The organism is Actinomadura sp. WMMB 499, assembly GCF_008824145.1.
Classification (GTDB): Bacteria; Actinomycetota; Actinomycetes; order Streptosporangiales; family Streptosporangiaceae; genus Spirillospora.
Map to the genome: position 1 here is coordinate 4,806,900 of NZ_CP044407.1, position 12,523 is coordinate 4,819,422.

Annotated in this window: 10 protein-coding genes and 1 tRNA gene; 5 read left to right on the top strand and 6 right to left on the bottom strand. The window is 69.6% G+C overall.

The window, feature by feature from the left end; genetic code table 11:
* Positions 1-20: 20 nt before the first annotated feature.
* The 3 genes from F7P10_RS21270 to F7P10_RS21280 form a co-directional block, all read right to left on the bottom strand.
* Positions 21-773 carry an ABC transporter ATP-binding protein gene (locus F7P10_RS21270; protein ID WP_151018195.1) on the bottom strand — a complete coding sequence of 251 codons (753 nt, stop codon included), beginning with the start codon at positions 771-773 and terminating at the stop codon, positions 21-23.
* Positions 774-853: 80 nt separating this feature from the next.
* Entirely contained in the window at positions 854-1,897 is a 1,044-nt protein-coding gene (locus F7P10_RS21275; RefSeq protein WP_151011534.1) for an iron chelate uptake ABC transporter family permease subunit, read from the bottom strand.
* Complete coding sequence (locus F7P10_RS21280; RefSeq protein WP_254716788.1) at positions 1,894-2,865, bottom strand: iron ABC transporter permease; 972 nt, start codon at positions 2,863-2,865, stop codon at positions 1,894-1,896. Before F7P10_RS21280 ends, F7P10_RS21275 begins: the two co-directional genes overlap by 4 nt.
* 415 nt (positions 2,866-3,280) lie before the next feature.
* Between F7P10_RS21280 and F7P10_RS21285 the strand changes: the two genes are divergently transcribed.
* The 3 genes from F7P10_RS21285 to F7P10_RS21295 all read left to right on the top strand — a co-directional run bounded on the left by F7P10_RS21285 (position 3,281) and on the right by F7P10_RS21295 (position 7,818).
* Entirely contained in the window at positions 3,281-3,700 is a 420-nt protein-coding gene (locus F7P10_RS21285; protein WP_218040100.1) for a hypothetical protein, read from the top strand.
* Positions 3,697-7,488 (top strand): AAA domain-containing protein, encoded by a 3,792-nt coding sequence (locus F7P10_RS21290; protein ID WP_151011540.1) that lies wholly within the window; start codon positions 3,697-3,699, stop codon positions 7,486-7,488. The genes F7P10_RS21285 and F7P10_RS21290 overlap by 4 nt, the downstream gene beginning before the upstream one ends.
* A gap of 129 nt (positions 7,489-7,617) precedes the next feature.
* A complete protein-coding gene (locus F7P10_RS21295) occupies positions 7,618-7,818 on the top strand; it encodes a tyrosine-type recombinase/integrase (protein ID WP_254716789.1) in 201 nt (66 codons plus the stop codon).
* 159 nt (positions 7,819-7,977) lie between these two features.
* Here the strand turns inward: F7P10_RS21295 and F7P10_RS21300 are convergent.
* Positions 7,978-8,051, bottom strand: a tRNA-Pro gene (locus tag F7P10_RS21300).
* Between the two features lie 80 nt (positions 8,052-8,131).
* Entirely contained in the window at positions 8,132-9,028 is an 897-nt protein-coding gene (locus tag F7P10_RS21305) for a metallophosphoesterase (protein WP_151011545.1), read from the bottom strand.
* A 93-nt stretch (positions 9,029-9,121) separates the two neighbouring features.
* Between F7P10_RS21305 and F7P10_RS21310 the strand changes: the two genes are divergently transcribed.
* Entirely contained in the window at positions 9,122-9,574 is a 453-nt protein-coding gene (locus F7P10_RS21310) for a GatB/YqeY domain-containing protein (protein WP_151011548.1), read from the top strand.
* A gap of 36 nt (positions 9,575-9,610) precedes the next feature.
* Here the strand turns inward: F7P10_RS21310 and F7P10_RS21315 are convergent, their stop codons facing one another.
* Positions 9,611-11,887, bottom strand: a complete 2,277-nt coding sequence (locus tag F7P10_RS21315; protein ID WP_151011551.1) for a penicillin-binding protein — start codon at positions 11,885-11,887, stop codon at positions 9,611-9,613.
* 318 nt (positions 11,888-12,205) lie between these two features.
* Between F7P10_RS21315 and F7P10_RS21320 the strand changes: the two genes are divergently transcribed.
* Positions 12,206-12,517, top strand: a complete 312-nt coding sequence (locus F7P10_RS21320; protein ID WP_151011553.1) for a WhiB family transcriptional regulator — start codon at positions 12,206-12,208, stop codon at positions 12,515-12,517.
* Positions 12,518-12,523: the final 6 nt, after the last annotated feature.

The following is a 12,523-nucleotide window of genomic DNA, read 5'->3' on the forward strand; positions in this document are numbered from 1 at the left end:
AGAGAACGTTCCATGCCGGGTTACAGCTGGCGAGGCTGGACATGGGCGCGGCCGACGGGCACGACGAGCGGCCGCCCGGCCACCGGGTCGTCGATCACCTCGGCGCGCAACCCGAACGCCTCGTCCAGCAACTCGGCGGTCACCACGTCACGCGGATGCCCCTGCGCCAGGATCGTCCCCGCCCGCATCACGACGAGGTTGTCGCTGTAGCGCGCGGCCAGGTTCAGATCGTGCAGCACCATGACCACGGTGCGCCCCGACTCGTGCAGGTCGTCCACCAGATCGAGCACGTCGATCGCGTGCGCCAGGTCCAGGTAAGTGGTCGGCTCGTCCAGCAGCAGCAGGTCGGTGCCCTGGGCCAGGGTCATCGAGATCCAGACCCGCTGGCGCTGCCCGCCGGACAGCGAGTCGACCGGACGGTCGGCCAGATCGGACGCCCCGGTCATCGCCAGCGCGCGCTCCACGACGGACGCGTCGTCCGACGACCACTGCCGCAGCCAGCTCTGGTGCGGGTGGCGGCCCCTGGCGACCAGATCCGCCACCGTCAGCCCCTCCGGCGCGACCGGCGCCTGCGGCAGCAGGCCGAGCTTCCGCGCGACGTCCCGCGTCTTCAGCTTGGCGATGTCCTCGCCGTCCAGCACGACCGTGCCCCTGGCCGGCCGCAGCAACCGCGACAGGGTGCGCAGCAGGGTCGACTTCCCGCAGCCGTTGGGGCCGATGATCGTGGTGACCACCCCCGGCGGGATCGTCACGTCCAGGCCGTCGATGACCATCCGGCCGCCGTACCCGACCGCGATCCCCTCGGCGGCCAGCCGTGCGTCTCGAGCGGCCACGGGATCTCCCTTCTCGCTGTTCACATCGCCTTCCTGAGATTTGCCCGCACCAGCAGGTAGACGAGGAAGGGCCCGCCGATCGCCGCGGTGACCACCCCGACCGGCAGCGTGACCGGCAGCGCCGTGCGCGCCACCACGTCCGCGCCGATCAGCAGCACCGCGCCCACCAGCCCGGAGACCACCAGCGGCGGTGTGGGACGGCGCGCCAGCCGCATCGCCACCTGCGGCGCCACGAGCGCGACGAACGGCACCGGACCCGCGGCGCTCACCGCCGTACCGGCCAGCAGCACCGCGCACAGCAGCATGACCGCCCGCACCCGCGAGTACCGGACGCCCAGCCCCGCGGCGACCTCGTCACCGAACTGCAGCGGCCGGAACTGGAACGCGGCCCCCGCGACGATCACCAGGAGCACGAGCGTGCAGCACAGCGCCGTCCAGACCTCGTTCCACGACCGTCCGTCCAGCGAGCCGACCAGCCAAGCCTGCGCCCGCGCGACGTCCCTGATGTCGGCCGTGACCAGCAGCCAGTTCGTGATCGCCTGCATCACAGCGCTCACCGAGATGCCGATGAGCACGAGCCGGAAGCCGTCGATCCCCCGCCGCCACGCCAGGAAATAGACCAGCAGCCCCGTGCCCAGACCGCCCGCGAGCGCCGCCGCCGACAGCCCCACCGTGTTGAGGATCGCCGCGCTCGTCCCGCCCGACACCGTCACCAGGAACACGGCGACCGCACCGGCGCCCCCGGTGATCCCCAGGACGTCCGGACTGGCCAGCGGATTGCGCGCCACCGACTGCGTGATCGCCCCGGACACCCCCAGCGCGATCCCCACGATGAGCCCCGCCAGGGCCCGCGGCATCCGCAGATCCATGATCACGAACCGGTCGACCCGCTCGCCCCGTCCGAAGATCGTCGCGACGACCCGGGGCAGGCCGAGGGAGAAGTCGCCGAAACTGATCGACAGGCAGAACACCAGGAACGCCGCCGCCGCCAGCACCAGGGTCACGAAGACGAGCCACGGCCGCCACACGAAGGACACGCGTCCGAGCCGCACACCGGGGTTCATGCGCTCCTGAACTTTCCGCGCCACACCAGGGCGGCGAAGAACGGGGCGCCGAGAAGCGCCACGACGATGCCCGCGTCCAGCTCGCCCGGCCGCACCACCACACGTCCCACGATGTCGCAGACCAGCAGGACGAGCGCCCCGAGCAGGCCCGCGCAGGGAACCAGCCAGCGATAGTCCGGCCCGGTCAGATACCTGCCCACATGCGCGACCATGAGCCCGAGAAAGGCGATCGGCCCACAAGCAGCCGTGGCCGCGCCCGCCAGCAAGGTGATCGCGGCGATCGCCAGAATCCGGCTCAACGTGACATTGACCCCGAGCCCCCGCGCCACATCATCACCCAGGTTCAACAGATTGATCGCGGGCAGCGTGGCCGCCGCCAGGAGCAACCCGACCCCGATGAAAACGGTCACCGGCCAGATGACGTCGAACTTCACCCCCGCCACCGACCCCGCGTTCCAGAACCGCCAGACGTTCAGCGCCGCCTGGTCCGACATCGCGACCGCGGTGGTCATCGCCGCCAGGAACACCGTCACCCCCTGCCCGGCGAGCGCGAGCGTCAGCGGGTTCCCGGCCCCCCGCCCGATGCTCGCCAGCCCGAAGACCACCAGACCGGCCACCGCCGCCCCGAGGAACGCGAACCACACGTACAGGAACGGATTCGTCAGCCCGAACACGGAGACCGCCGTTACCACCGCGACCGAGGCCCCCGAATTCACTCCCAGCAAGCCGGTGTCGGCGATCGGATTACGCGTGCACCCTTGGATCAGCGCACCACCGACCCCCAGAGCGACACCCGCCACCACCGCGAGCACCGTCCGGGGAACCCGCACCGTCTGCACGATGAGCCTGATCTCGGTGAGCCGCTGATCCGACCCCGGCTCCGCGAACAGCCCCCGCCAGACGTCCCCGGGACTCAACGCCCGCGCCCCCACGGCCAGCGACGCCACCCCCGCGACCACGAGAACCATCGCGAGCAAGCCCAACCCCGCGACCCGCCGCCGGCGAACCCCCGCGACCCCCACCGCAGGCCGCTTCTCAAGAACGGCGCTCATCCCCGGCCATCGAGTCCGACTAGCACCACATCTCCTCCGCCCCCAGCCAAATAAGGGCACCCTAACCCAACCACCCGCAAACCACCCGCTCACCCCAACCCGGACACACGCTCCCGTCGACACACAGCTCAGGAACGCGACAGGTCACCACAGCCGCGCATAACCGGCCGTCCGGCCGACCTCCACGGCATTCAAGGACGAGCGTTCAGCCCGTCCGCCGCGCCCGGTGCGGCAACAACCCGAATAACCGACCGTCCGCAATATCGAATGGCTCGATATCCCGGGTGGCATGCCCGCCCCGGCAACTAGCCTATCGATCAGTCTCGACGGTGTGGTGATCGAAAGGGAAAATGTGGACGCCACGGGCGTGGGTGAGAACCGCCATCGGATCGACATCATCGACGAGGATCCGCTACGCGCCCGCCGTGAGGCGCGTGAACTGCTCGGCGATCTCCTGGCGACCGACACGGGCGCCGAACTGAACGTGCGCCGAGAACGGACCATCGACGAGTCGAGCAAGGGCGAAGTGTCCGCGGACCTCGTCGGGGTGTTGTTCGGCGGCGGCTCCTTCGTCGCCGCCGCAGTGCAGATCTGGCTGGCCAGAGTGCCGCAGCGGACCATCGTCGTGACCCGGCCGGACGGCGCGACACTGCGCCTGACAGGCCGGGAGGCGAGGGCCGACGACGAGCTCATCGAGCGGTTCCTTCGCGGCGGCGACGAGGAGAGCACCGACACCGGCGGGGCGGCATGAGCGATAACGATCGGTACGCGATGCTCGTCGGGGTGTCCACCTACGACAGCGCCAATTATCACGATCTACCCGCGGTCCGCGCCGATCTGCACTATATGCAGGCGGTGCTGGAGAATACCCAGATCGGAATGTACAACGGCTGTGCGGTGGTGGCCGAGCCGACGCGCATCGAGATGTTGCACGCCGTCGAGTCCTACCTGGAAGAACGGCAGCAGAGCGAGACGGCGCTCCTCTACTTCAGCGGTCACGGGGAGTTCTGCGAGCAGGACAACCAGCTCTACTTCCTCACCCGCGACACCGATCCGGATGATCTCCCAGGTACCGCCGTCCCCGCCCAGTTCCTGGAACGGATGCTGCAATCCTGCCGCGCCGCGTCCAAACTGGTGCTGCTGGACTGCTGTTCCAGCGGTTCCGTGGTCCAGGGCTGGACGGCGAAGGGCGGCGACGCTCCGAGCGCCCGGGAGGACCTGGGCCGCAGCACCCTGCTGCATCCGACGGGCGTCTACTTCATCACCGCCTCCGACGCGCTGCAAGCCGCCTCGGCAATGGCTCCCCCCGACTCCACACTGGGCACGTCCCGGTTCACCGGGGAGATCGTCGAGGGCCTGCGCAACGGGCGGATCGCCAATGGCCCGTGGGTGACGCCGGACAACCTGTTCGACTACTTGACCAACCAGATGGCACGCAACGGGATACCCGAGGAGCAGCGTCCGACCCGGTCGATCATCCGGGCCACCCGCAGTCTGCCCTTCGCCCGTTCCGTCGCCAGCACCGTGCACCTGCCGCCCCCACCCGCCGAACGGGGGCCCGTCCAGGACACCCCCGCACTGCGCAAGGCCCGTGAGTTGGCCGAGCGAGAGCAAGGGGACGCCACAGAGTGGCAGAGCCTTCTGCGCTACTACGCCGACTGCCTCGGCACCCAGACGTCCTCCGGGATGACGCCAGATCGCCTGCAAGGGCGGAACAGAGAGTATTTCCTGATAGGCGATGGCGCCGAGACGCTCCAGTCAGGGCAAGGGCCGAGCCTGCCCGTACCGTCCGGACTGCCCCAGGAAAGCCCGGGAGACGCAGAGTACTGGTACGGCTACCCGGCGCTGACTCTCCCGTCGTCCGGGACGAGACGGCAGCTGCGGGCGGCGCCCCTGCTCCTCCAGCAACTGGAGCTGGTGCCGGACGAGTCGGGACGCGCGACACTGCGCCCGACCGGCGTGCCGTCGGTGCATGCGGGAGTCGTCAAGGAGTTCCTGCGCGACGAGGAAGCCGCCGACGTCATCGCGACCTGGCAGCCCACCTGGCAGGAGGGCAACGAAGCCCAGATGATCGGGGCCGTGCGGGAACTGCTGAAAACCCTCGGGATCAACGAGCTGGAGCCACTCGTGCCCGCGGCCCTCAGCGGGCAGTCCTTCGCGAAGACCCTCCGCCCCGGTGCGCACAACGCCGCCATGGTGCTGGCACGTTCGAGGAAGGCCCAGTCGGCGACCATCGGGCTGGAGGAGAACCTGCTCGCCATCTCGGCCCGCGCCGCCGAGATCCCCGGCACCGCGCTCGGCGCCCTGCTGCCCGGCGGTCCCATGCCGGCGGAAGCGGATCCGCGATGGCCGGTCGTGGCGGCCGGACCGTGCAACGAGAGCCAGGAGCAGGTCGTCGCGTCCGCGATGACCCGTCCGCTGACCGTGGCCACGGGCCCGCCCGGCACCGGTAAGAGCGAGGTCGTGACGTCCGTGGTCACGACCTGCGTGGCGGCCGGGCAGACGGTCTTGGTGGCGTCCACGAACAACGAGGCGGTGAACGTCGTCGCCGAACGGTGCGACGCCATCTCCCCCGGACTCCTGATGCGGACGGGCAACGTCGAGGCGCTCAAGGACGAGGCCGCGAAGATCGAGCGGCTGCTCCAGCAGGGCGTGCCCCGCCCCCCGCGCGCCTCGGCCACCGTCTCTGCGGAACTGCGGGACGTTCACGCACGGGCCGCGGCGCAACGGGCCGAGGCCGACAGCTTCGTGGACGAAGAAGAACGGCTGCGCGACCTCATCGAAGACCGGGAGGCCATGGCGGCTTCGCTGGAACTCCCGGCGGCGCTGCTCTCCCGTGCGTGGACCGGCCGGACGGCCCCGCTCGCCCGCTGGGAGACCCGCGCCCGCAAGGCCGCGGACGCCCGCCGCTGGTTCCCCGGCCTGCGCCGGGCACGCGCGCTGAAGGCCCTGGTCGCGGCGACACCCCAGGAAACGTGGCCCGCCTGGACGACCGAACGTCCGGTGCCGCCCGCCCGGTTGACCGAGCTGGCCCACGCGGTCTCGGCAGAGCGCAACATCCGCGAGCTTCTGCCACGACATCTCGAACGGGACGAGGAACAGCTGCGCCTCGCACGGCAGGGCGCCGCGACCCTGCTCTCACACCTGTCACACGAACACTCGCAGGCGACATCGGCGGAATCGGTGGCCCGAGCCCGCACACTGCTGGCCGACCGGCTCCAGACGCTGCGGGACCGCCGGGGCTACCGCCGCTCCCAGCGGAAACTGATGCGCGAGATCAAGGCGTGGGCCACCAGCACCCACTCGGTGCGCCGCCTCGAACTGGCGCCGAAGCTGTTCGACCTGGTGGTGATCGACGAGGCCAGTCAGTGCTCGATCGCCGCCGTACTGCCGCTGCTCTTCCGAGCACGCCGCGCACTGATCATCGGCGACCCGATGCAGCTCGGTCACATCGGAATATCTCCCCAGCAGGAACGGCAGGCCCGGCGCCGGGCCGGGCTCAGCGCGGCATACCTCGAAGACCGGCGGCTCGCCTTCCACGCGCACTCGTCGTACCACGCGGCCGAACGGCGCGTGGAGTCGACGCTCCTGCTCGACGAGCACTACCGGTGTCACCCGGAGATAGCCGACGTGGTGAACGGCCACTGCTACGCGGGCCGCCTGCAAGTACTGACCGACGTGCGCCGGCAGGTCCCGGCGGTCAACCTGTCGGGGGCCGCTCCCGTACTGGCCTGGGCGGACGTCCCGGAGAGCACGTCGATGCGAGGCCCCGGCCAACGCTCCTGGTGGAACCGAACCGAGGCCGACGCAGTGCGCCACGTCGTCGAGGTGCTGCTCGGCCAACTGCCTGAAACCGCAACGGTGGGAGTGGTGACACCCTTCCGCGCCCAGATGGACGAGCTGGCCCGAATGCTCCAACACGAGCGAATTCGCGTCGGCACCGTCCACGCATTTCAAGGGGGCCAGCGTGACGTCATGGTCCTCAGCCCGGTCGCGACGCACAACACCCCGGCGGGGACGGCCCACTGGGTGGCGAGCCAGATGAACCTGTGGAACGTCGCCATCACCCGGGCGAAGTCGCAACTGATCACAGTGGGCTCCCGCACCTTCTGGCAGTCGCAAGAGGGTCTGCCGACTCTCCTAGCAGAACGTTCGATCCCACTAGGAAAACCCACGGAAACAGTCGCCCCACCACCCAGCGGAAAGAGTCACAACCAAGAACTCGGCGATCGGCTCCAGCGATATCTGGGAACGCGCGGCGTCACGGACCTCGAACGCGACGCACTCGTCGGAGGCCAACTCGTCGACCTGCTCTACACCGCCGACGGAGAGAATGTCGCCGTGCTCATCGACCCGGGCCCGGAACCGGACCACGATCGAGCACGCCACCTGCGCCTGACCCACGCGCGAAGCGATCTGCTGACCGGCCTGCCGTCCGGAGGGATGGGCGCGAAAGAAGGCCCCGTCAACCGCACAGTACGAATCCCGGCCTGGCGGGCCCTGGCAGGAGACGAACACCTCGGCCCACTACTACCTTGACGCCCGACGGGCCCCAACACCCGAAGAACTCGGACCGACCTGACGTTTCCCCGCCGACGGACCAGAAGGACGGCTGGGAGGCATGGCAGGGACGGGAATACTGTCTCCTGCTCTCCGACCGGGACGCCACTGGACGCGGCCAACGTCCGGCGAGCGTTCCGGCTCATCACGCAGAAGGCAGGGAACGGGGAGAAGCGGACTCCCCGCGAATTGCGGCCCTCGTTCGTCTCGATCATGAATGACAGCGGCGCCCCGCTGGAAAGCATCGCCGACCTCTGCGGGCACTCGTCCACGGCGGTCCCAGAGGAGGTCTACCGGCACCAGCTCTAGCAGGTCATCAGGAACGGACGCGATCAACGTCGTGTCCGGTACGAACAAGTCCGCCTAGATCGGAGGACGTGGCGGCCCGTTTGACTCCTCACGGACGTGAAGATCGAAAAAGGGTTCCGGAGTGACCTCCGAAACCCCTTCTCACCTGGGACTGTTCTGTCGGGGTGGCGGGATTTGAACCCACGACCTCTTCGTCCCGAACGAAGCGCGCTGCCAAGCTGCGCTACACCCCGGTTGGTGGCTGCCCGGGAGTCGTACGTTCTCCCGGCGCCTTGACCACTGTAGCGGATGGCGAGGAGTGGTGCGTCCGAATTCAGCGGGGGACGAGCGTGAGGAGGGAGGCTTCGGGAGGGCAGCAGAAGCGCATGGGGGCCTTCGGGGAGGTGCCCAGGCCGGCGGAGACGTGGAGCCAGGCGCCGCGGTGGCGGTGCAGGCCCTTCACTCGGGGGCGGTCGATGCCGCAGTTGGTGGCGAGGGCTCCGTAGAAGGGGACGCAGACCTGGCCGCCGTGGGTGTGGCCGGCGAGGAGGAGGTCGTAGCCGTCGGCGGTGAAGCGGTCGAGGTTGCGGGGTTCGGGGGAATGCATGACGCCGAGGTGGACGTCGGCCTGCGGGTCGACGGGGCCGGCGATCTTGTCGTAGCGGTCGAGGTTGATGTGGGAGTCGTTGATGCCGCCGAACTCGATGTCGAGTTCGCCCACCTTGAGACGGCCGATGCGGTTGTTGAGGTCGAGCCAGCCGGCGGCCTGGAGGGACGAGCCGAGTTCGCGGTAGGGGAGGTCGGGCTCGCGCTTCTTCTTGGCGTAGTCGGACTTGCTCGTGCGCCAGATGTAGCGGAGGGGGTTCTTGAGGACCGGGGAGTAGAGGTCGTTGGAGCCGTAGACGAACACTCCCGGACGTTCGAGGAGGGGGCCGAGCGCGTCGAGGAAGGAGGGGATCGCGTCGCGGTGGGAGAGGGTGTCGCCGGTGTTGACGACGAGGTCGGGCTCGAGGGACTCGAGGGAGCGGACCCAGCGGATGAGGCGGGAGCGGCCGGGGGTGAGGTGCGCGTCGGAGATGTGCAGGATCTTCACCGGGGGGCGGCCGGGGGCGAGGACGGGGACGTCGAAGCGGCGCAGGCGGAACCAGTTCCGCTCGATCACCGAGGCGTACCCGAAGGTCGCGGCGCCCGCGCCCACGAGGGTGAGGGGCACGGAGTACTTCTTTTGCACGGCTCTCCCTTCTCAGGTTTCCATGCTTCCAGACGCGGGCGGCGCGCGGTAATCCCGATGAGGAGGTCGGGGTGGTGCGGGCAGAATGTGACCATGACCCTGAAGGAGAAGCTGGAGACCGACCTGTCCGTCGCGATGAAGGGCCGGGACGAGCTGCGCACGCGCACGCTGCGGATGGCGCTCACGGCGGTGAAGAACGAGGAGGTCGCCGGCAAGCAGGTGCGGCGGCTGTCGGACGACGACGTCGTCAAGGTGCTCACGCGGGAGGCGAAGAAGCGCCGGGAGGCCGCGACCGCGTTCGAGGAGGCGGGGCGCGCGGAGTCGGCTCAGGCGGAGCGGGACGAGGGGGGCGTCCTGGAGGAGTACCTGCCGGCCCAGTTGGGGGAGGCGGAGCTCGCGGCGCTGGTGGCGGACGCGATCGCCGAGTCGGGGGCCGCGGGGCCGCGGGCCATGGGGCAGGTCATGAAGATCGTGAACCCGAAGGTGGCGGGGCGGGCCGAGGGCGGTCGCGTCGCGGCGGAGGTGAAGCGGCAGCTCGCCGAGTGAGCCGGGGCCCGGCCGGGTGCCGGGCCCCTCCTTGCGTCAGCCCTGCTGGCCGTTGCTGACGTAGAGGATCACCGTGCTGCCCGGCGCCGCTTCGGCGTCGGCGGCGGGGGACGTCGAGACGGCCGTGTTGCGGGGCTTGTCGGAGTTCGCGGGTGCGATCTGGACCTGGAAGCCCGCATCTTCGAGGTTCGTGCGTGCGGTGCCGAGGGGCTGGTCCACGACGTTGGGGACCTGTGAGGTGTCGCCGAAGTCGCGGGTGGGGGCGTTGAAACCGGGAGCGGGCTCGCCCTGCAGGGCCTCGCGCATGCTGCGCTGCCAGATGGCGCCGGGGGTGTCGGCGCCGTAGACGCCGTAGACCTTGTACTGCCAGGGGCCGCGGAAGTCCCAGTAGGCGACGGCGGCGGCCAGGTTCGGGGTGAAGCCGGCGAAGTCGGCGCAGGTGTGCGCCTCGCAGGTGCCGGTCTTCGCGGCGGCCGGGCGTCCGATGCCGCGGCCCCTCGGGGTGCCCTTGCTCATGTTGGCGTGCAGGATCGAGGCCACCTTGTCCGCGACGTCCTGCTCGATGACCTGCTTGCACTCGTGCTTCGGCAGTTCGGTGGGCTTGCCGGCGCGGTCGACGATCTCGGTGACGGCGAGCGGCGCGCAGTACTTGCCGCGGGCGGCGAACCCGGCGTACGCGGCGGCGAGGTGCACCATGTCGACGTCGTTGACGCCGAGGACCTGGGACGGGACGGGCAGGAGCGGCTGGCCGTTGCCCAGCTTCATGCCGAACCGCTCGGCCATCTTGACCGAGTTGCACACGCCGACGCGCTTCTCGAGCTGGGCGTAGAACGTGTTGACGGAGCCCCAGGTGCCGGTCGCGAGATTGAAGGTGCCGGACTGGCTGTCGCCGGCGTTGGAGACCTTCCAGGGCGCGCTGCCGCCGCCCAGGAGCTCACCGTTGTACTTCTTGCCCTGGTACGTCCCGTAGTAGGGGCACGCCTGGAAGCCGCCGACCGACATCGTCTCGGGCGACTTGATGCTGGTGTTGACCGGGATGCCCTGTTCGAGGGCGGTGGCGAGGGTGAAGACCTTGAACGTCGAACCGGCGGAGACGCCGGTGCCGCCGCCGTGCGCGGAGTCCGCGGGCAGGTTGATCGTGGTCCTGCCGTCGCCGGGGCCGAAGTGCTTGCTCAGGCCGATGGCGCGGACCTTGCCGGTGCCGGGCTCGACCATGGCCTCGGCGCCGACGCGGTTGCCCTCGGGGTCGACCGTGCTGCGCAGGGCCTTGTCGACGGCCTGCTGCTTCTTCATGTCCAGGGTGGTGCGGACGGTGTAGCCGCCGCGGTTCAGCTTGTTGACGACGGTCTGCTGTTCCTTGGGCTCCATCTGCCAGTACTTGCCGCCGGAGAGGATGTTGAGGACGTCGTACTTCACGTACTCGCAGAAGTACGGTGCCTGGCTCGTCTGGCAGCCGCCGACCGGCTCGGTGGGGTTCAGCTCGATCGGCTTGGCGGCCTCCTTGTCGGCCTGGGCCTTGGGGATGTGCCCCAGCTCGGCCATCCGGTAGAGGACGACGTCGCGGCGCGTGCGGGCGTCCTTGGGGTTCTGGAGGGGGTCGTACGCGGTGGGGTTCTGGGTGATGCCGGCGAGCAGCGCGGCCTCGCCGAGGTCGAGCTTGGCGGCGGGCTTGCTGAAGTAGCGCTTGGCCGCGGCCTGGACGCCGTACGCGCCGCCGCCGAAGTACGCGATGTTCAGGTAGCCCTCGAGGATCTGGTCCTTCGACATCGTCTTCTCGATCTCGAGGGCGTAGCGCAGCTCGCGGACCTTGCGGCCGAGGGTCGGGGCGGTGACCTCCTCGTACTCCTCGTTCGTCTGCGCGCTGTCGACCAGCAGGTTCTTGACGTACTGCTGGGTGAGGGTCGAGCCGCCCTGCGTCTGGGTGGAGCCGACGTTGGAGGCGAGGGCGCGCAGCGTGCCCTCGAGGTCCATGGCGCCGTGCTCGTAGAACCGTGAGTCCTCGATGTCGATGATCGCCTTCCGCATGACGGGGGCGATCTGGTCGAGCCGGACGGACTCGCGGTACTTGTCGAAGAACGTGGCGAACGGCTTGCCGTCGACGTCGTACAGCACCGTCTTCTCCGACGGTGGTGACGTGTTGAGCTCGCTGTCCATCCCCTGGAAGTTGTTCGCGGCGTCGCGAGCGGTGATCCCCGCGCTCCCGACGCCCGGCAAGGCGACCAGGGCGACCAGCACGCCCGCGACGACGCCCGTCCCCACCAGCTTGATCAGCGTGGAGAGGGCCTTACCCCGATCCGTATTCGCAACGCGCACCGCTCTAGGGTACGCGGGACGACAGGTGCATACGGGACACGCCGCGTGGCGGGTGCGACGTCCGGCACGAGAAGTTCCGCCCGATCTGCCGCCATCGTGACAACCTGCGCCGTGTCTCGTGCGTCAACTAGAGGTAACTAGTCCGTTCCGGCGGTATGGCCCTGGAGGGCTATATCGAGAATGGGCCCATCGGGGACTGTTGAAACGTCCCTCGCTTCCGTAAGTTCTTCCCCACGGCTTTCGTTTGGCGGCCTGACGTCCGCGCCCGTCCGGCCAAGGAGCGCAAATCGACACAGACCCTAGGGGAGTGGGGCCAAGATGTGGATCACGGATTGGACCGCCCGCGCCGCCTGCCGTAACGCGGACCCGGACGCTCTGTTCGTGCAGGGTGCGGCGCAGAACCGGGCCAAGATCATCTGCCGCGGGTGCCCGGTGCGGACGGAGTGCCTCGCGGACGCGCTGGACAACCGGATCGAGTTCGGTGTCTGGGGTGGGATGACCGAGCGTGAGCGACGGGCGCTGCTGCGGCGGCGGCCGGACGTGCGGTCGTGGCGCGATCTGCTGGAGACCGCCAAGGAGGAGTACGAGCGGTCGGCGGACGCCGACGAGGAAGAGCTCGTAGCCAGCTGACGGCTC